Raw genomic sequence first — 20780 nt, forward strand, 5'->3', positions numbered from 1 at the left:
TCATGTCCTTATCAGTACTTTTATAATTTCGAATGTTATTGTTATTGTCCATTATATTGAATTTTTCAAAAAAAGCAAGGGTGTTTTATATTACACACGCAAATCATTTCAGTATAATATAACAGGTGTAAGACTTCTCCTTCATTAACCTCCAAGCTATTCATAATCAACCCAATAACAAGCTGCCCTACGATAACAATCAAACAAAAATCCTCAACCATTCTTCCATACCACAAAAGAAGTCAAATTTCCTTTTCTACTCATCAATCGTTTTCCAAACTTCAATTCCCCTTTCAAATGATATTTCTCAAAAATAAGCATTACAGGGATTTTATGTTATTTTTTGTTACATTATTTTAAATATTGTTATATAATATTATTCGGATTTTTAATTCATTTTTGTAACACGATAAGAAAATAGAACGTTGTCTTTTTTACTATTCAGAAGTGAAGGAAGGAAATTTGAATGTCTTTTATTAAAAAGTCCTCATTAATTAAACAAATTACATTTCTCTTCTTTTTGTTTTTCTTTTGGTTTTGTTTTCTCTTTTTCCAATTTCTTTTGATAGCAAAGAAGTTGCGTATCATTCATCTTCCCTATGTTTTTAGAAATCGTATCCAAAACTTCTTTTTGTAAAGGTTGCAACTCCTTATCTTGTGTCAAACCTGTATATACTTGTCGTATATAAAAGTTTGTCGTGTTGTACATATTCTTAGCATTTTGGCAAGATTCTCGAAAATAAGAATACATACGATGTCCTTTTTTAATCCAAATCTGAAGAGTTTTATAATTTGTTTGATTTTTCATTGTCATTTTTCACCTCCTTGTTAAGGATATTATACCAAAACAAGAACGTATGTTCCTATTGTTTTTTGAACATAAAATATTTTTTTCGATTCACCTCACCACCTTCACATATGTTTAGAAGTGGGAGTCCTCTCGAAAGGTATGATAGAAATCAAAAAAATAGACAGTGCTCGCTATGAGCACTGTCTTATTTATCTCTCTGCCTTTACCTAACCATCAGTGGAGGATACGGCTCTCTCCGGCTGATGAAAATTTTACTTCATAAAAGCAAACCTTGCTTATGCACTTTGTACTTGTACATCTTCACGATCCAAGACTTTCTTCAATACTATAGTTTGAATTACAGTAAATAGGTTACTTGTAATCCAATACAAGACAAGTCCTGATGGTGCAGCAGATCCCATAAATAAGATCATTGCCGGCATCATAAACTGCTGGACTTTCAATACTTGATTTTGAGCTTGTTCTCCTGTCATATTAGACTGAAATACTTTCATTTGTAAAAATGTTGTCATAGCAGCAAGGACAGGTAAAATGTGATAAGGATCTGCATGTCCTAAATTTACCCATAAGAAAGAAGCTGAACGAATCTCTTCCGTATGACTAATTGCATAGTACAATGCTGAGAACACTGGCATTTGCAACAGCAGTGGTAAACAACCCATTAGCGGGTTTACACCGCTCGTTTTCATTAAAATCATCATTTCTTTTTGATATTGCTTTTGTTTTTCTGGATTTTTTGTTATATCGCCATACTTTGCCTTCAATTTCTGAAGCTCTGGCTGCATTTTCTTTGTTTTTAATTGGCTGCGATATTGCGTAATCGTTAGCGGCAATAATATCGTACGAACTACAATCGTAATGATGATAATGGCAATCCCAAAGCTATGATTCGGCAAATGGTGCGCCACAAACTGCAACATAACAGAAATTGGATATACAATATAGTGATTCCAAAATCCTGGACTATTCGCATCAATTGGTCCTGCATTCGCACTTGCATTACTACAACCAGATAAAACAACAACAAGTAATAAAGATAAACTTACGAGCCGAGCTCGGTATGATTTAAACATATATATGATTCCTCCAATGTTTCATATTTCTTTAGCGAAACATTGGTATATACGGACCTACATCCTCACTCTCTCCACTTGCTTCTTGCCTGCGGACTGAGCGGGCCATTCCATGTTTATGAAAGATAGAGAAAAATGATATATTCCCTATATGCTCCTCACTTGTTTCAACGACTGCGAAAGCTTTCTGTCTGCCTCTATATGCTTGCTGACGCACAAAACTCGAAACATTAGTAAGAAATAAGACTTCTAATACACAAAGCGCCGTTGTTACAACAGATATATATAACATTGCATCTTGCAACAGAAATTCCATCTCTTCACATCCTTATGACAGGATTATATCATACTACTTCAACATGTAAATTCCTTATATTTTACATATTTATATTTTTATTCATACACTTAAATTGTAAAAATTTTATAAAATTTTCGTATACTAATAAAACTATTGTCAGTTTTTGAAAAAAGCATTATTCTCTTCTTGTAATCAAAAACGAATATGGAGATGAAAACAGACTATGGGCCAACTAGGAGACGCCGATTACGTTCCCGATACCGCCTTTTTATCATTCCCAGCCGCAAAAACATTGCATTTAGAATTCATCATTCAACTTGTTGTTATTTCAGTTGCTTCAATTCTCTATGCCGTTTCAATGAATATGTTTTTTATTCCACACCATATGATTAGTGGCGGATTTGCTGGCGTTGGGATGATTATCGGTTACTTAATGCACTACAGTATTGGTGCACTCATCTTTTTATTAAACATTCCACTGCTCTTTCTTAGCTATTTTTACTTAGGAAAGAAAACAACCTTTTTAACAGCATACTTTCTTGCTGTATCGACTCTTGCTATGAATATCATTCCAGTTCATCAACTTTCTGAGGATGTTTTGTTGTCTTCTGTTTTTGGTGGTGTATTATGCGGAGCTGCAACGGGAATCATTTTCCGCTTTGCTTCTTCGACAGGTGGATTCGATATTATTGGGTTAATTGTAGCAAAACATAGAGATATTTCTATTGGATCCATTATTTTTGGCTTTAACCTTATTCTACTTGCAGTCGGTGGTTTTATTTTTGGATGGGATATTACACTTTACACACTTATTAGCCGATTTGTTGTAAGTAAAGTCATTGATGCCATTCATACAAAACATATTAAATTAACAGTGATGACCGTTACAGAAAAAGGAGATGCCATTAAAAAAGCATTACTACACAACGGGATTCGCGGTGTAACAATGGTTGATGCTGTAGGTGGATATACAGATCATAAGAAAAAAATGATTTACACAGTTGTTACACGCTATGAACTAGGAGAAATTAAACGTCTAATCCGTCACGTTGATAATCGTGCTTTTATTAACATTACAGAAACCGTAGAAGTGGTTGGACGATTTAAACGTGTATAACAAAACGCAAGGAGTAGGTCCTTGCGTTTTTATTTTACACATAAAGTGAAACTTCCATCAGTGGGGGTTTTCTTCATTCCCCACCTATCTTCTTCGCTTCTCTCAATCTTGAGGTGAGGGTCTTACTGCCCACGAATAGCGAGATAAATTCAAAACATCAAAAACTAGAAATATCAGATAATTATTTTTATTCAAATCTAAAACATGTTATACTATGTATATATTGTAAAAGTAGATAATAAATATAGCATCTTATTTAATTTCTATTAATTAAAATTCAGGTCCTCCTGTTCAAATGATGATGATAAAGGAGATGAACGTATGAACAAACAATTTAGATTTATAATCGCAACATTATTTGCCGTAGCAGGCGGTCTCGTATGCTTTTGGACAAATACTCATACTGGTGAAAGTTTATATATGAATGGAATCGATTCTATTGTAAGCGCTTCAATTCTAGGATCGTTTACTTTCTTCCTCTTCAATCCGGAAGAAAACGCAAGAAAAACGACACTTTTAACAATGATTGGAATTGTCGGTGGTTGTATCTCATTTTCAACAACAACTTATGATTTACCTCTGCAACTTAGTACAGCATTCTTCCATGGTCTTTGGACTTGGTTCATCGCATTTTGCATAGCAGATATCTTTGATTTACTACAAGATGAAGGTCAAATTCAAATGGAAAGTAATTCGTAATAAAAAAGAAGGTGGTCTCGTATCACCTTCTTTTTTTATTACGCTATTCACGGACAGTAAGCCCCAACACTGATGGAAGTCTCACTTTATGAAAATATTTACAGATTTCATGCTATGCCCTATAATAAAAGTGTAAAATTACACTTTTATTATAAAAGGAGCATAAATTATGGCAGCTTTACTTCTACTTATGATATTGATTGCAATTCTATTAGTAATTCAAGGTATCCGTCATAGAAATACAATGTTTACACTACTAGCTTGTATTCCATTCCTTTTGATTTTTACTCCTATTCTGTTCTTACTTCTTGGAAAACCTGAACCTCAATTACTTATTAACATTTCTCTCTCCCTATTTTGGACTACTCTTATTGTTCTTTACGCCATACTTTTTGGTATAAGTGTAGTTAAAAAGCAAAAAACAACAGCTATAATGAGCCTTATACAAATATGTATCACTGCTTTTTGGTTCTCTTTCATCTCTGGCTTTATGTTTTAAAAAAGAGCCCGTCTTCCATGACGGACTCTTTCTTTCGTTTAGTAATATTTCAGTTCACTCTCCGGTGTTTGCACAATCACAGGACTTTTAGCAGGATCTAACCATCGTAAAACAGAAAGAACATTTTCCCGAGATGTCGCTGTACAACCGTATGTATACATATCTGAAATATGGAAGAAAATTGCCGAACCAGCTCCAGCTATTCGTTCTGTATTATAGTTAATCACAAACCCATAATCATATTGAGGAATATCCATGTTTTCGGCACTGCTCCAACGACCATTCGCTGGTTTTTGCTGCCACGTATTATATAAAGATGAATTAGAATCATCCACCCAAACATCATTTGACGTAATTTGTCGATATGGTAGTTTTGTTCCTGGGTTACCGTAGCGACCGAAAGCTGTTCCAATTGTATATTTACCGCGCGGAGAACTTTTTCCTCCTTCTGACATCGTATAAGCAAATCCGTCGCGTCCAATATATCCCTGCATAGCAGCATACACCGGATACCATTTATTATTTCGTTTCTCGAATGTTTGAATTTTCGCCTTACTAGTTCCGTAATCATTTGCTGTCACAAGAATAAGCTGTTGATTTTCTCCTATTGTATATAAATAGTCAGCAGCATTGCTTGCAACCCATACACCGTTATTCTCAAAGTAATACCATGTCCCACCTATTTTCTGCCAACCAATCTCCATTCCACCATTGTTATTCATATAAAACCAATTTGTTCCGTCAAAATACCAATCTGTTTTCATTACACCATTACTCGCAAAGTAATACCACGTTCCTTGAATCTTTTGCCAGCCTGTCTCCATTCCACCATTGCTATTCATATAAAACCAATTCGTTCCATCAAAATACCAACCTGTTTTCATTACACCATTACTCGCAAAGTAATACCACGTTCCTTGAATCTTTTGCCAGCCTGTTTCCATTCCACCATTGCTATTCATATAAAACCAATTCGTTCCATCAAAATACCAACCTGTTTTCATTACACCATTACTCGCAAAGTAATACCACGTTCCTTGAATCTTTTGCCAGCCTGTTTCCATTCCACCATTGCTATTCATATAAAACCAATTCGTTCCATCAAAATACCAATCTGTTTTCATTACACCGTTACTCGCAAAGTAATACCATGTTCCCTGAATTTTTTGCCAGCCGCTTACTGGCACATTGTTCGCATAATAATACCAATTGTTTTGTTCAAACACCCAGCCATCTTTTACAACAGCTTGCTGATTTCCACCTGTATTTACTTCTGCAAAACTTTGTATAGGTGCTATTAATAAACTTCCTGCTACACATATTGATGCAATAATTCGTCTCATTACATTTCTCCTCTTTTTCTTTGCAAAATATACACTTACACTTTTAAAATATTTAACTAAAAGACTTTCCTAGCATCCTATAAAAAAATGCTAGCGAATCAAAATCACACTGCTGATTTTGACGAATTTCTTTCTTCTATAATAGAAGGGAATAGAAACAGCTAGCAAGAAATATTTTAGAACTCCTTTGCATACTAATGGTAACGGTGATTTTATTCGGTATTAACAAATACTAATGAATAATACCCTTACCAAAAGAAACATTTCATACATATTCAAGAAATATTTTTAACAATTTTGTAACATCCCTGTAATAAAAGTATTGAATTTGTTTTAATAACTAGATATATTAGTAGTAGGGAAAGAGAATTCCCCAATAAAGGAGCAGATAATTATGAAAAAACAAATTGCTGGTATGTTATTTGCTGCAGGTATATTGTTTAGCGCAATACAGCCTCATGCTTATGCAGAGACAACTAAACAATCTACTCCCGTAACTGGTTGGGTACAAAAACAACAAGCATGGTATTATTACATAAATGGAAAAACAGCAACAGGATGGATAAACACAAGTAACAATTGGTATTTCCTTGCTGAAAACAATGGAGTTATGAAAACTGGATGGCATCAAGAAGGACCGAATTGGTATTTTCTAGATAAAAGTGGCGCTATGCACACTGGATGGCTAAAACAAGATGGAAAGTGGTACTTCCTTAATAAAAATGGTGCTGTGCAGTATGGATGGATTTTTGATAATGGCAAATGGTATTTTCTTGACAAAAACGGGGTCATGAGAACTGGATGGCATCAAGATTCACCATATGATTGGTACTATTTAAATAACGACGGTGCTATGAAAACTGGGTGGGTTCTTGATCAAAACAAATGGTACTTTTTAAATGCAAAGGGTGTTATGCAAACAGACTGGGTTCTTGATCAAAACAAATGGTACTTCCTTGATAAAAGCGGCGCTATGAAAACTGGATGGTTTGTCGACGATCGATTACATTGGTACTATCTCGATAAAGATGGTGCATGGAACTCTGATGCAAAACCAACTTCTATTCTATATAACGTGCAAGGAACATGGTCAGAACAAGAACTGCCGAAAAAACCACCGTATATCGGTCCAGCTTTCACAATGATGCAAATTAGTCCTATCTCTGAAAACGAAGCAGTTGTCGGCGTATCTTCTTATTCCGATAACGCTGAAGATATAGCATATGTAGACGGTACTGTAACATTCAAAAATAATAAAGCAACTTTAGATTTTGATCAATTTGGTAAACAAGGTCAAATTGATATTGAAATCGCAGATGGCAAAGTATTATTAAATGTTAAGCTTCTAAAAAGTAATGATGAGTGGAACTTAATTCAAGGGAAACATACTCTACCAATCTATAAAAGATAAGGTTTCATAAATAAAAAGAGGAGAACTAGCATACCTTGCTAACTCTCCTCTTTTTTCTATGCGACAAAGGGATTTACATAACAAAAAAGCAACGCTTCTCTTTTAAGCATTGCTTTTCTTGACATAGAATGGATATTTTCAATTTACTGTTTGCACAAGTGCGCGTCTAATTTGTTTACGGAATCCTATCGCTAAACCTACTGCCACGACCACAACAACACCAATAATAATCTTTCCAATATGGCCTTCAATTGCTCCAAAAATATTATCTAAGTTTCCACCTAACCAATAACCGCCTACTAAGAAGAATGATGCCCAAAGCAGTGCTCCAGAATAAATCGTCATCGCGAAGCGGCGAAGTGGTAAATTAATAATTCCTGCAAAGTATCCAGTAAAATGACGTACACCAGGAATAAAGAAACCAATAAAAATTAAAAAGTAACCGTACTTATCAAACCATTTATTCGTTAGATCAATTTTACGCTGTGTTAAAAAGACATATTTTCCGTACCTTTGTATAAATGGCATCCCAAGCTTATTTCCTACAAAGTACTGAATTGTCATGCCTACACTTGTTCCCACAAAAGATAAAAAGATTAGTGGTACTAGATGTAACTCACCAGTATGTGCCAAATACCCTGCATACGCTAATGTCGGCTCTCCCGGAAACGGAAGTGCAATATACTCTAGCATCAATCCAATAAGTACAACATAGTATGCGTGCTGTTGAAACAAGTCATGAATCCATTCCATATCACTCTCTCCTTCTCCTCATTCTTCTAGCACGTACTGATTTTGTACCTTTATTGTATAATAGATTTTGTCGAAACTACCATCGTAATGGCTTACAGTAAGATTACATTTTTGTAAGGAGAGTTTTTTATATACTATTTGGAAATCATCTCTACAAACTCATACTCACTCCCAATTGTTTACTACAGAAACGTTTGAACCGGCACAAATCCAGCTTTCTTATACACCTTAACCGCTCGCTCATTACATGCTGCAATTTCTTCTTCTGCTTCTTCTTGCGTCATTCTTGTAAAAACGAATATCTTCTCTCACCTTCCATACATCCGTAATACTTTATATTTCAAAATACAGTTCCTTACATCCTGCTTTTCATATATTGACGAAAAAAAGGATGACAGCTACAATCTTATATAGAATGTAATATCCAAACTCACACTTGCTTGTGAGAGGTGAAATTTTGTAGAGCCTTGACTCTGTTTCGTTCGCCCGTTGTCCATTTATGGACAGCGGGCGTTTTTTATTCTACAAAGGGGGATCTATTATGGGAAAACTGAATTATTCATTACTAGTATTATTTGGCGCCTGTAGCTACGGCGTTCTTTCTACGATCTTTAAACTCGGCTTTTTAGATGGTTTTTCTGCCCATGAATTGCTAGGCGGACAATATGTGTTTGGCTGGGTAGGACTGTTACTACTCGTCCTGTTCTTCTCACGTCATACAGTAACAAAAAAACAATTCTTTTCTCTGTTAACAGTCGGATCAACAATGAGTATGACAGGAATTTTCTACGCGATTTCTGTTGAAGAATTACCGGCATCCATTGCGGTTGTCCTACTATTTCAATTCACATGGATTGGTGTCCTTATTGAAGCAGTAGCAAACAAGACGTTCCCAAGCCGAGAAAAAATTGTATCTATTATCATTTTATTCATCGGTACACTCTTTGCCGGTGGTGTCTTTGAAGGATTAGGACATAGCTTATCAACAAGAGGAATCATCTTCGGGTTGCTCGCTGCTGTTTCCTTTTCGTTTTATATATTCGCAAGCGGCCGCATCGCAACAGACGTACCACCTTATACAAAAAGCTTCCTTATGACAACAAGTGCTGCTCTTATTGTGTGCCTTATATTTCCGCCAACCTTTTTAACAAATGGAGCGCTGCAAGCTGGGCTTTGGAAATACGGGCTCTTTCTAGGTTTATTTGGCGTTGTCGTTCCCGTTATTTGCTTCTCAATCGGTGTACCGAAAGTAGGTACAGGACTTGGCACCATTTTGGGAGCTGCTGAATTACCAACCGCTATCATTGCTTCTATTACTCTTGTACATGAAGTTGTATCACCGCTGCAATGGTGCGGAATTATTTGCATTTTACTTGGCATCGCTGCGCCGCAATATCTCACAATGAGAAAAGAAAAACGAAAAAGCGTTCAGCGTGCTGTCTCATAAAGTGAAACTTTAATCAGTGGGGATTTTCTTCATCCCCCACCTATCTTCCCCGTTTCTCTTTGAATCTTGAGGTGGGGTCTTACTGCCTACGAATAGCGGGATAAAAAAAGATGACCCCTGTGCAATACAGAGATCATCTTCTTAAAGTCACCTAGACTTTTTTAATGTCCTTTACAAAGGGTACATTTTAAGATCTGAAGGGACTTTTCATTCACATAATTAATGCTATCGATAGTTACTAAAGTACTCATTAGCTCAATACCTTACTTGCCATTTATTCCTGAAGGTAAGAAATAATATCTTGATTCGTGCTTTGTAGCAAGCTTAGGATGTCATCGCGATAACGCAAATTATAAGAAGTTAATTTTCTTTAGGCTTGTTTCAGGGAGTTAGGTTAGGCTTCTATTTGGTCGCCTCTCTCACCATCGTTTTCTGCCGTACCAGCGCCACCAACAGCGTGTTGCTGTTTCGTATTGGAACTTTCAATTGCCGCATTTGTTCCAGCTGTACTGTCTTTTCCAGCCCCGCTTGCAACCTGAGTAGCAGAAGATTGTTCCTTACCCATATCGACTTGATTATTGATAATAATCACATTTTCTTGCTCATCGTGGCCATGTCCATGTTCATTGTGCGGTTCAACCTGATTACCTTCTATACCTGTATTTCTCGCTGTTCCCTCAGCTCCCACACTTTGTTGTTGTTCACTATTCGATGAATCAAGAGCAGCATTATTCCCTGCAGCACTGTTTCGTCCAGCCCCGCTCGCGATTTGTGTAGTATTTGGTGCACTAGTAAACTGGTTGTTGATGACAATCACATTCTTCTTTTTTTCAGATGGAGAAGGCATGACAACAAATCTTTCTCCGTCTCTTTCAAAAACGACAGTCGGCCGTTCATCATTTTCATGTTTTTTACCAAAATCCATTTTCAAATTTCCCTCCTTTTTATAGAGATAATAGAAGGGGCTTTCATATTTTAACGTTTTTATATGCCCTGATTCCTTAACTTTTCCATTAAAATATGAATAGCTCCCTTTACTATAAAATGAAAATTTCAAAAAACTGCTTGGACAAATTCATAAAATCTTAAAGTTCTCTCAAACATATACGAATTTCACGCTTTTTAACCTAATTAGATATTTATTTTATCCTAAAGACCCGTACAGCTTTTCTACTTCCTCCTCAATTTTCTTCACATCAATACGTTCAAATAGAGGTGACACATTCGAAATACAAGCTGGGCATTCAGCAATGTAATTCCATTTGCTCTGAGAAACTTCTAACATCTGTTGTACTTGTGCAGATGAAAACGGAAGAAACGGTGCTAGTAACTGTGCAAAATTCACTATAAAATGCATACAATTTCGCATTGTCTCGTCACATTCTATCCTTTCTTCTTTAATTTGTTTCCATGGCTGTCTTTCATCGAAATATTTATTCGCATAGCGAATCGTTTCAAAAATGATTTCTAGCGCTTGTTTAAAATGCGCTTTTTCAATCAATCGTCCTACTTCCACATATAATCCTTTTAGCTTTTCTTCAATTTCTTGATTGATTTGTCCAGTTGGTACAATATTCTCGTAATATTTTTCAAGAAACTTTAGCGTTCTATTAACAAAGTTTCCATATGCTCCTAACAATTCACTATTATGACTATAAATAAACTCTCGCCACGAAAAATCTGTATCTCGATTTTCAGGTGCGTTTACAGTTAAAAAATAACGAATCGAATCAGGATGATATTCCTTCAAAATTTCCGGAACCCAAACAGCCCAGTTTTTACTCGTCGATAACTTTCTTTTTTCTACCGTTAAATATTCATTTGAGACAATATATTCTGGTAATGATTTTGCTTGTATCCCCTGCAAAATAGCTGGCCAAATAATTGTATGAAATGGAATATTATCTTTGCCGTGAACATAATACGTTCGTGTATCCTTTTGCCAAAATGGTGCATCATCATCGTTTGTTTCTTGTGCCCATTGTTTACTTGCTGAATAATAACCAGACACAGCCTCAATCCAAACATACACCTTCTTATCTTCGTACCCGACAACTGGAACGCTCACCCCAATTGGTAAATCCCTTGAAACAGCACGGTCTTGTAAGCCTTCTTGTAAATATCGCTGCGTCAGCTGCACGGCGTTCTCACGCCACGTACCACTTTGCTTTACTGTTTCTACATATTCTTCTAGCTTCTGCTGTAATGAAGTTAATGAAAAATAAAAATGCTCCGTCTCCTTAATTTTCGGTGCACTGCCGCACAGTTTACATGTTTTCTCTAATAAATCTATCGGATCCAAAATAGCAGAACACGCATCGCATTGATCACCACGCGCTCCTGCACTGCAGTGCGGACAAATCCCTTCCACATAACGGTCTGGCAAAAACTGCGCACAAGTCTCACAATATGTTTGTTCTACATTCTTTTTATAAATAAGTCCCTTTTCTAGCAGCTCTAAAAAGATATGTTGAACCACTTCATGATGATGAATACAGTCAGTACGTGTATAACAATCATAGGAAAAACCTAACTTCTGAAAACATCGTTCAAATTCTTCATGATAGCGATCCGCAATTGTTTTTACACTTACTCCCTCTTGCTTAGCGCGAATTGTAATCGGTGTACCGTTACAGTCACTTCCTGATACATATAGCACATTGTCCCCTTTTAACCGATAATAACGCGCTAAAATATCTCCTGGCAGTAAGCTAGCAATATGACCAAGGTGCAATGAACCATTTGCATAGGGCCAAGCGCCTCCAATAAAAATATTCATCCTACATTCCCCCTTTAAAAATAAAAAAGCCCCGTCCTTATCTTCTAAAAAGATAAGGACGAGGCTGTATATACAGTCGTGGTACCACCTTATTTCATCAATCGCTCACACGATTGACCTCTGCAAGTACGGAGCAACTATTGCTCGTATACTGTGACTTTGATAACGAGAGCCAATACTCGTCGCCGCCTACTATTATCAACTGATAAGTTCAGGACGAAGCTCAGAGGCCATTGTTCAAATGATCATTCTTGCTTCTTCTCAGCTACCGAAGCTCTCTGGAAAGAATGGGGTCATTCTACTTTTCCTCTTCAACGCTTTTCATATATAATTTACATTTTATAACATCAAACAGAAAAATCAAACTATTTGTTCGTGTTATTACAAAAAAAATTACAATCCATCCTATCGGAAGGAATTTCCATGTTCCCGAAGAATTTATACTCCTTCACGGAAAGGAGAGATCTTTTTGAATCAACAGCAATTAAGCGCAAAAAATAAAGCTGGCTGGAGTAAAGCCGCTTATGAAGCTTGGACAAATCGCCATGGAACGCCGCATGCTTTCGGCAAGCAAATACAGGAAAACCCGGCCGCCGAGGTTGCTTATTATGTACCTTACATCGGTGAGGTGAAAGGAAAACGTATTATAAATTTAATGGGGTCAAAAGGAAGTAAGGCAGTTGCCCTTTCATTATTAGGGGCAGAAATAACAGTTGTCGATATTTCAGAGAGTAATGCAACATACGCTAGAGAACTTGCCGCAGCTGCTGGAAGACATATTGAATACATCGTGTCTGATGTACTCGATATACAAAAAACAATAGGCTCATTTGATGTAGTATTACTTGAACTTGGTGTACTCCACTATTTCATAGATTTAGAACCTTTATTTACACTTATTTCTCAATTACTAAAACAAGGTGGAACATTCCTTTTACGCGACTATCACCCAATGTATACAAAGCTTCTGCAAATAGAAGATAACCGAGCAATCGCAAATGGTAATTACTTTGATGAAAATGTAATCGAAGTAGATGTAGCCTACAGTATGCTCTTATCAGAATCAGAGCGCTCCTCTTTACCTAAAAATATAATTCGCAGATGGACGTTAGGAGAAATTGTAACAAAAATTGCCCAAGCAGGACTCCGTATCGAAGAGCTCACAGAAGAATGCGGTGCACGGCAAAAATGGGCCTTTCCACCTCACGCTCCGGAAGGAATTGAATATCGCATCCCTGGATTATACACACTAATCGCCAAAAATATATAGAAAAACTCTCTTCAAAATGAAGAGAGTTTTTCTTCTATATAGCGCATATAAGTCGAGGTTGAAGGTTACTATCAAATAGGATAACCGTATATGTTTTTGACACACAGTCAAAAGCAATATCACAACAAATCCACCTATTAACAGATATCAGGTTCCTATCGATTATTTGGGATTATACAGCAACAATTTGATTCATACAATACATACTTTTATTTTCATAAAATAACTTTATAACTTTATATACAAATGTATACATTCTCTGAACAAAAGCATCCATCTGTTCCTCTCCCCTATGCCGTTTGTTATAATTCCAGTGAACATACGTAAACAATCTTGATTCATTACGTGCAAGATTAACACTCTATTCCATGCCCTATTTAAATACAGTGCAACTCTTATTCATACAGAACAAAGCGCTCTCTTTTCATTATATATATAAATTCTAATAAAAAGATAAAAAGGGATGGTTCCAAATGAAGTATGTTAGTATTCGGAAGAAACTCGTCTTTATGCTACTAAGCATTTGTTCATTATTTGGCATCGCTTTAGCGGTAATTTTATTCTTTGCTACGAGCCAAGCACATCAGGCAGAAATATTACAAGCTGATGTTTCTCGCAAAGCAACTATTATAAAAGAGCGCGGAGATTTGTTTCAAGCTCAAGCCGCTAGTTTACAAAACTATTTATTACTGCACGATGAAAAAGAGTTAGCGCAATTTAATAAAGCTGGAAAACAATTAGCTGATACACGAGAAAAGGTAACAAGCGATAAGAGTCTTCCACAAGAACTGAAGGATACCATTAACATGGGTGCAAAATGGCGTGGCGTAATGGATAATGAAGTCCTTCCTCTTACCCGAGAAGGAAAGTGGGATGAAGCAACCAAAATTGCATTGCAACAAAATGAAATTAGAGACACCATTTTAGCAAATTTCGCAAAATATACAGCGCAGGAAAATGCACAACGTGATGAATTAATCGATCAAATTAAGCATTCATCAACATTAATGCAATTGATTATTTTCATTTCACTTATCACATGCACAATAATAGCTCTTGTACTAGCATGGTGGTTCTCTGGTAAACTTGTAAAACCAATTCGAGAAATTGATTCTAAACTAAAAGAACTTGCATCTCAGGACGGTGATCTAACAGCTCGCCTTCCTATACGTAGTAAAGACGAGATCGGAGAGATTGCAGCATCATTTAATCACATGCTTTCAAACTTACAAAACATTATTAACCAGGTCAAAAAAACAGCTACAAGCGTGCAAGCAGCTTCTGAAAATATGTTAACGGAAACAACACATTCTATGAATGTAACAACTCATATTCAAACAACAATGTCAACATTAGAGCATAGTATTCACTCTCAAGTCGCTAGCATCGAAGAAAGCTCTACTGCTATGGATGATATGACTGTTAGTGTACAGCGCATCGCTGAATCTGCTTCTACTGTTGCCGAACTTGCCGTGGCAGCTTCTGAACAAGCGAATGATGGTGGTCACGTCATTGAAAAGTCTATTACACAAATGGGTACCATCCACAAAGCTGTTCATGCAACATCTGAAGTTGTTGAGCGCCTTATTACACATACGAACTCTATTGATCATGCTGTACAAGCGATTTCTAATATTGCAGAACAAACAAATCTTCTTGCCTTAAATGCTTCTATTGAAGCAGCACGTGCCGGGGAACAGGGAAAGGGATTTGCTGTCGTTGCAGATGAAGTGCGAAAGCTTGCAGAACAGTCTAAAACAGCTGCAACAGATATTAATCAATTACTTCGCCATATTCAAAATGATACAAGCACTGCAAACACGATGATGCTAGAAGGGCAAATAGAAGCCGCGGAAGGAATTTCAATCATTCAAGAAGCTGGTTCTTCTTTTGCAACCATTGTAGAAAAAATTAATGAAGTATCTTCACAAATGCAGGAAGTTTCTGCGACTGCAGAAGAAATGGCTGCAAGTGCAGAAGAAATGAATGCTTCGCTTAATAACATCTCTTCCATTTCACATGAAGTTGCAGCCGAAACAACACAGACTGCAAGTGCTGCTGATGAGCAAGTAAATGTAACGAAAGATATGTCTATAATGTCTAAAGAGATGAAACATGCTGTAGAAGAATTAGAAATACTCGTTGCTCGTTTTAAAACGGAGTCATAATCCTGAAGCAACTTTATAAAGTGAAACTTCCATCAGTGAGGGGGTTTCTTCATCCCACACTGATGGAAAGCTCTCACCAATCGGACGCATGCCAGCAGTTATCCCCCACCTAGCTTCTTCGCTTTTCTCTGAATCGTGAGGTGGGGGTCTTACTGCTCTCGAGTAGCGAGATAAATAATATTAAACGTCTATCTATTCTTCCCTATGCAGCATGATATATCTAAATAAATAATTTCTTTCATTTTCTCACTTTTCCTGTTATATCGTGTCTGCTATAATTCCTAAGAGAGAAGAATGCTTTATTTCAAACACAATCGAAATAAAGCATTCTTTTAAATTTTTATATACATTAATCGTTATAAAAGAATTATTAAAAAGGAGGACTTATAATTATGAAATACATTGGTATTCGTAAAAAACTTATGTTTATGATGGGTACAATTTGTGCTTTATTCGGCATCGCATTAGCTCTTATTCTTTTCTTTGCCACAAATGAACAAAATATAACAAACAAATTACAAAAAGATATTGCACCAAAAGCAACACTCTTAAAAGAACGCAGTGAGGCATATCAAGTACAAATCTCAGCGTTACGAGGCTATCTATTACAGCACGATTCTGCCGAGCTAGATAAGTATCGCGAAATGGAAAAATTATTAGACGATACAAAAGAAAAACTACTAAACGACCCAAATACTTCTCAAGATATAAAAAATACCATCGATTTAGGAGCACAGTGGAGTCGTTTTATTAATGAAAAAGTGATTCCTCTTACTAGCGAAGGCAAATGGGAAGAAGCACAAAAAGTTACCGCTGAACAAAATGGAACTGTTTATACAGTAATCGGTAATTTCACAAAATATAGTAATGATGAAAATAAGAAATGTGATCAGCTCGTCCAACAAATAAAAGATTCATCTGCATTCGTTGAATCGATTATCTTTATTTCTCTCATTCTTTGTACAATCATTGCAATCATCATAGCATGGTCGTTCTCTGGTAAGCTTGTAAAACCAATTCAACAAATTGATACAAAGTTAAAAGAGCTTGCCTCTCAAGACGGTGATTTAACAGCAAGATTATATGTAACAAGCAATGACGAAATTGGTGATATCGCTGCTTCCTTTAATCAGATGCTAGAGAATTTACAGCATATCATTGGACAAGTGCAGAGAACGTCTCTTGATGTAAAAACCGCTTCTGACAGCCTGCTAAAGGAAACAACCATCTCTATGGATGCAACAACGCATATCCAAACGACAATGTCTGAATTAGAACATAGCATTCAATCACAAGTTTCTAGTATCGAAGAAAGCTCTACCGCAATGGATGATATGGCCGTTAGTGTACAGCGCATCGCTGAATCCGCTGGTACTATCGCTGAACTTGCTGTAACTACTTCTGATCATGCAAATAGCGGTACTCAAGTAATCGAAAAATCAATCACACAAATGACAACTATTCACGAAGCAGTCAATGCTACATCTCAAGTTGTCGAACGTCTAATCACTCATACAAAACATATTGATACAGCTGTTCAATCGATCTCGAATATTGCGGAACAAACAAATCTTCTTGCCTTAAATGCTTCTATTGAAGCAGCACGCGCTGGGGAACAGGGAAAAGGGTTTGCGGTTGTTGCTGATGAAGTACGAAAACTCGCAGAACAATCAAAAACAGCTGCAACAGGTATTAACCAGTTGCTTCATCATATACAAGATGATACAAAGGCTGCAAACAATATGATGACACAAGGTCAACAAGAAGCTTTTCAAGGAATTACAGTTATTCAGGAAGCAGGCTCTTCTTTTGCAACGATTGTAGAAAAAATTAATGAAGTAGCCTCACAAATGCAAGAGGTTTCAGCGACTGCGGAAGAAATGGCTGCAAGTGCCGAGGAAATGAATTTCTCCCTCAACAATATCGCTTCTATCTCTAATGAAGTAGCAGCTGAAACAACACAGACCGCAAGCTCTGCTGGTGAGCAAGTAAACGTAATAAAAGATATGTCTACTATGTCTAAACAGATGAAACACACTGTAGAAGAGCTAGAAACACTCGTTTCTCGTTTTAAAACAGAATAGTAAGAGAAGCATTCCTTTCTATGAGGAATGCTTTTTTTATCTAGAAAAAAAATGCTGTGAGCTCAATCACTGCATCTTCCCTTCCTATCTTGTATAATGAGAACAACTATCAATCATGAATAGAGGTGTTAGTATGTCTCAAACTTTAGAAGATAAAGTATATGCCAATTTAGAAGCGGTAATTGACCCTGAGCTTGGCGTAGATATTATAAACCTTGGGTTAGTATATGACGTTACAACCGACGAACAAAATAATGCTGTTATTACAATGACAATGACTTCTATCGGGTGTCCAATGGCTGGTCAAATTGTATCTGATGTCAAAAAGGTGTTATCGACAAATGTTCCAGAAGTAAACGAAATAGAAGTAAATGTTGTTTGGAATCCACCTTGGTCAAAAGAACGTATGTCACGCATGGCAAAAATCGCACTAGGAATTCGCGATTAAACAAAAAAAGCCTGACCGTAATACGATCAGGCTTTTTTCTTTTCTTATTTTACCCCTACTGCATCATACGCTTTCGTTACAGCATATACCGCATCAGAGTTTTTACCATATAAATCTGTAGCCGCTTGAATAGTAGCTTGGCGCATCATGCTAAAGTTTGAGTTTGCAGTTAAATATTTTGTAAGAGCACGGTAATAAATTTTCTCTGTTGCTGCGCGGCCTACGCCTTTTACAGTAACACCGTAATGTGTACCGCCTTCAGACACTAGATATGCAGCTTTGTTATTAATACTGCTGTTAATATGAACACCGCCATTATCAAATGTTCCTGTGTAGCGCTTGCTATAATGATCTGGATAACCTTCAGTTGGCTTTAATGGATTTGGAATGGAAGCAGGATTGCTTAAAGAACGGAATGCATCTCCCGCTTTATCCGGTGTATAAATATCTTCTCCCATCTCCCAATCATCACGGTCTACCATTGCTCCCATAATATCAGATAACGATTCATTTAATGCACCAGATTCGTTTTTATATACTAGATTTGCGGAGTATTCTGTTACGGCATGAGTCAGCTCATGCGCAATAACATCAAGTCCTGCTGAGAATGGAATGAATACTTTTCCATCACCGTCTCCATACATCATTTGGACACCGTTCCACGCTGCATTATTCCATTTCTTCCCTACGTGAACAGTAGAAATTAACTTCGCTCCGTTGTTATCAAAGGAATTACGATTGAATGTTTTCTTATAATAATCGTATACTTTCTCAGCATTAGCGTGCGCATCAACAGCTGCTTTATCCTCGAAGAATTTATTTTTACTTTCTATTTCCTCACCGGTATATCCAAGCCATTGTGAGAATAAGTTGAACCAATTTTCATCCATATTTTCTGCATCAAATGTATGAACACCTTTTCCACGTGTTCCATCGAATAAATAAAAAGCTCCAGTTTTTGAGTCCTGTGCCATTTCAAACATTGTTCGATTTCCTAACACACCATATCCAAATCCAGCCATATGATCAACTGCATTATATTTTTCAATCACATTACCGTTTGTCGCATCAACGAAATAATGCCAGTAGCCTGGCGCCGGCTTTGAAGTAGATGCTTTTACAAGATAAGACAGATAATATTGTCCATCTTTTTCATATACATATAAATCTTTCTTAATACCATCATAGTTATCTACTTTTCCAATCTCTTTCTCAATACCAGCTTTCGCAATATTTACAGCCTCATCTTCAGAAATACTTGCAGCTTCGGGGATATTTTTATTTTCTAAATTTGGTATAACTTGTCCGAAAAATGCTTTCACATTATTATTTTTATCAAGTGCTACTGTTTGGTCAGAGCCATATACAGGAACACCATTATATTTTTCAATAAGCTTCACATGCGTTGTTTCTGCCGCTGCGTCTTTTTCTTCTCCGACGATTTCAAAATGTTTCTCCATATTTCCTGCTAATTTAAACATGTCTTTCTTACTCTTTAGATACTCAAACACCGTTTCTTTTTTATCTAATCCTTCCGGTGCTTTCCACTCTTCTCCAATATAAGATGGTGTCTGGAATTCTTGGTTGTATTGAATTTTTTGCTCTTCTGCATATGTACGTGACGTACCTAATGTCGCAAATGCCCCTAAAGCCATAGATAAAGCTAGCGTTGAAGATAAAACCTTCTTTTTCAAAAACAACACTCCCCATCCCTAATATTTTTTACACTTTTATACAATTCTAGAGAAAATAGGAATAACCTTTTGTGATTTTTTGGGAAATTTCGACACAAAACTCATACAAAAAAAAGAGCAGCGCTATCTATAGACGCTACTCGTGTTATATTTTTCATTATTGTTTCTTCATCTCAATTACTAAATAATGAGCTGTTTCTACTGCTTGAATATGGATTTCTTCTTCAATGACTTCTGCTGCATCTCTCATTACTAATGTTTCACCATTCACAATGCCGCTTCCTTCAATTTGAACCAAATAAGCTTGACGTCCTTCACCAACTGAGAATGTAATCTCTTTTCCTTTTTCTAAAGCAAGAGAGTACAGATTTGCATCTTGATGAATTTCAATCGGTGCACCGCCATCAATTGGCGAAACCATGTGGAACCATGTATTCTCACGTTTATTCCAATCAAATTTAAATTCACCGTAATTTGGCGTATGACCAGCGCGGTCTGGTAAAATCCAAATTTGCAGAAGACGTAATGTTTCCTCTCCTAAGTTGTGCTCACTATGGAAGACACCTGTTCCAGCACTCATATATTGCACATGGCCGCGTTCAATTGTCCCGCGGTTTCCCATGCTATCTTGGTGCGTTAATGCTCCGTCCACTACGTACGAAATAATCTCCATATCACGGTGTGGATGCAAATCAAATCCTGTTTGTGCTGCTACTAAATCATCATTAATAACGCGAAGTGCACCAAATCTCATATTATTTGGATTATAATAATCTGCAAATGAAAAATGAAAGTGTGTATTTAACCAGCCATGATTTGCTCTTCCCATTTGTTTATGATCAACTTTTTTAAACATATTCTTCACCTCATATTATCTCGAATTTGA

The 20780-nt window shown here is 36.5% G+C and carries 17 protein-coding genes, 1 pseudogene and 2 other annotated features (1 of these 20 only partly in view); of the genes and pseudogenes, 9 read left to right on the forward strand and 9 right to left on the reverse strand.

Features of this window, described 5'->3' with window-relative positions; genetic code table 11:
• Positions 1–24, reverse strand: a binding site (T-box leader) (it extends 214 nt beyond the left edge of the window).
• A gap of 469 nt (positions 25–493) precedes the next feature.
• The 3 genes and pseudogenes from ACFQZ1_RS00705 to ACFQZ1_RS00715 form a co-directional block, all read right to left on the reverse strand.
• A pseudogene (locus tag ACFQZ1_RS00705) lies at positions 494–814 on the reverse strand (RNA-guided endonuclease InsQ/TnpB family protein); the annotation flags it as partial.
• 272 nt (positions 815–1086) lie between these two features.
• Positions 1087–1884 (reverse strand): membrane protein insertase YidC, encoded by a 798-nt coding sequence (gene yidC / locus ACFQZ1_RS00710; protein WP_377880183.1) that lies wholly within the window; start codon positions 1882–1884, stop codon positions 1087–1089.
• 31 nt (positions 1885–1915) lie between these two features.
• On the reverse strand, positions 1916–2200 hold the full coding sequence (locus tag ACFQZ1_RS00715) for a hypothetical protein (RefSeq protein WP_377880184.1): 285 nt from the start codon (positions 2198–2200) through the stop codon (positions 1916–1918).
• 205 nt (positions 2201–2405) lie between these two features.
• Here ACFQZ1_RS00715 and ACFQZ1_RS00720 point away from each other — a divergent pair, with 205 nt between their 5' ends.
• The 3 genes from ACFQZ1_RS00720 (at position 2406) to ACFQZ1_RS00730 (ending at position 4497) form a co-directional block, all read left to right on the forward strand.
• Positions 2406–3299: a YitT family protein gene (locus ACFQZ1_RS00720; protein ID WP_377880185.1), complete on the forward strand. Its 894-nt coding sequence runs from the start codon at positions 2406–2408 to the stop codon at positions 3297–3299.
• Between the two features lie 321 nt (positions 3300–3620).
• Complete coding sequence (locus ACFQZ1_RS00725; protein WP_377880186.1) at positions 3621–3998, forward strand: DUF3938 domain-containing protein; 378 nt, start codon at positions 3621–3623, stop codon at positions 3996–3998.
• Between the two features lie 169 nt (positions 3999–4167).
• The gene (locus ACFQZ1_RS00730) at positions 4168–4497 is read left to right on the forward strand and encodes a hypothetical protein (protein ID WP_377880187.1); all 330 of its coding nucleotides are present in this window, start codon (positions 4168–4170) and stop codon (positions 4495–4497) included.
• A 38-nt stretch (positions 4498–4535) separates the two neighbouring features.
• Here the strand turns inward: ACFQZ1_RS00730 and ACFQZ1_RS00735 are convergent, their stop codons facing one another.
• Entirely contained in the window at positions 4536–5840 is a 1305-nt protein-coding gene (locus ACFQZ1_RS00735) for a cell wall-binding protein (protein WP_377880188.1), read from the reverse strand.
• A 394-nt stretch (positions 5841–6234) separates the two neighbouring features.
• On the opposite strand from ACFQZ1_RS00735, the gene ACFQZ1_RS00740 reads away from it, so the two are divergent.
• Positions 6235–7251: a PspC-like choline-binding domain-containing protein gene (locus ACFQZ1_RS00740; protein ID WP_377880190.1), complete on the forward strand. Its 1017-nt coding sequence runs from the start codon at positions 6235–6237 to the stop codon at positions 7249–7251.
• Between the two features lie 138 nt (positions 7252–7389).
• Here the strand turns inward: ACFQZ1_RS00740 and ACFQZ1_RS00745 are convergent, their stop codons facing one another.
• Positions 7390–8004: a DedA family protein gene (locus ACFQZ1_RS00745; protein ID WP_377880191.1), complete on the reverse strand. Its 615-nt coding sequence runs from the start codon at positions 8002–8004 to the stop codon at positions 7390–7392.
• Between the two features lie 541 nt (positions 8005–8545).
• Here ACFQZ1_RS00745 and ACFQZ1_RS00750 point away from each other — a divergent pair.
• A complete protein-coding gene (locus ACFQZ1_RS00750; protein ID WP_377880192.1) occupies positions 8546–9451 on the forward strand; it encodes an EamA family transporter in 906 nt (301 codons plus the stop codon).
• 394 nt (positions 9452–9845) lie between these two features.
• Here ACFQZ1_RS00750 and ACFQZ1_RS00755 read toward each other — a convergent pair whose 3' ends face one another.
• Positions 9846–10376 carry a hypothetical protein gene (locus tag ACFQZ1_RS00755; protein ID WP_377880193.1) on the reverse strand — a complete coding sequence of 177 codons (531 nt, stop codon included), beginning with the start codon at positions 10374–10376 and terminating at the stop codon, positions 9846–9848.
• A gap of 219 nt (positions 10377–10595) precedes the next feature.
• Positions 10596–12230: a methionine--tRNA ligase gene (metG, locus tag ACFQZ1_RS00760; RefSeq protein WP_377880195.1), complete on the reverse strand. Its 1635-nt coding sequence runs from the start codon at positions 12228–12230 to the stop codon at positions 10596–10598.
• Positions 12231–12281: 51 nt separating this feature from the next.
• Positions 12282–12554 (reverse strand) — a binding site (T-box leader).
• 145 nt (positions 12555–12699) lie between these two features.
• On the opposite strand from metG, the gene ACFQZ1_RS00765 reads away from it, so the two are divergent.
• The 4 genes from ACFQZ1_RS00765 (at position 12700) to ACFQZ1_RS00780 (ending at position 18200) form a co-directional block, all read left to right on the forward strand.
• On the forward strand, positions 12700–13500 hold the full coding sequence (locus ACFQZ1_RS00765; RefSeq protein WP_377880196.1) for a class I SAM-dependent methyltransferase: 801 nt from the start codon (positions 12700–12702) through the stop codon (positions 13498–13500).
• 473 nt (positions 13501–13973) lie between these two features.
• Positions 13974–15668 carry a methyl-accepting chemotaxis protein gene (locus ACFQZ1_RS00770; RefSeq protein ID WP_377880197.1) on the forward strand — a complete coding sequence of 565 codons (1695 nt, stop codon included), beginning with the start codon at positions 13974–13976 and terminating at the stop codon, positions 15666–15668.
• Positions 15669–16060: 392 nt separating this feature from the next.
• Positions 16061–17752, forward strand: a complete 1692-nt coding sequence (locus ACFQZ1_RS00775) for a methyl-accepting chemotaxis protein (RefSeq protein ID WP_377880198.1) — start codon at positions 16061–16063, stop codon at positions 17750–17752.
• A gap of 133 nt (positions 17753–17885) precedes the next feature.
• Positions 17886–18200: a metal-sulfur cluster assembly factor gene (locus ACFQZ1_RS00780; RefSeq protein ID WP_098308904.1), complete on the forward strand. Its 315-nt coding sequence runs from the start codon at positions 17886–17888 to the stop codon at positions 18198–18200.
• A 44-nt stretch (positions 18201–18244) separates the two neighbouring features.
• Here ACFQZ1_RS00780 and ACFQZ1_RS00785 read toward each other — a convergent pair whose 3' ends face one another.
• Both ACFQZ1_RS00785 and ACFQZ1_RS00790 read right to left on the reverse strand, forming a co-directional pair.
• On the reverse strand, positions 18245–19894 hold the full coding sequence (locus ACFQZ1_RS00785; protein WP_377880199.1) for a M4 family metallopeptidase: 1650 nt from the start codon (positions 19892–19894) through the stop codon (positions 18245–18247).
• 157 nt (positions 19895–20051) lie between these two features.
• Positions 20052–20750 (reverse strand): pirin family protein, encoded by a 699-nt coding sequence (locus tag ACFQZ1_RS00790; protein ID WP_377880200.1) that lies wholly within the window; start codon positions 20748–20750, stop codon positions 20052–20054.
• Positions 20751–20780: the final 30 nt, after the last annotated feature.

This window comes from Bacillus sp. CGMCC 1.60114 (assembly GCF_042676365.1).
In the GTDB taxonomy this organism is placed as follows: domain Bacteria; phylum Bacillota; class Bacilli; order Bacillales; family Bacillaceae_G; genus Bacillus_A; species Bacillus_A rhizoplanae_A.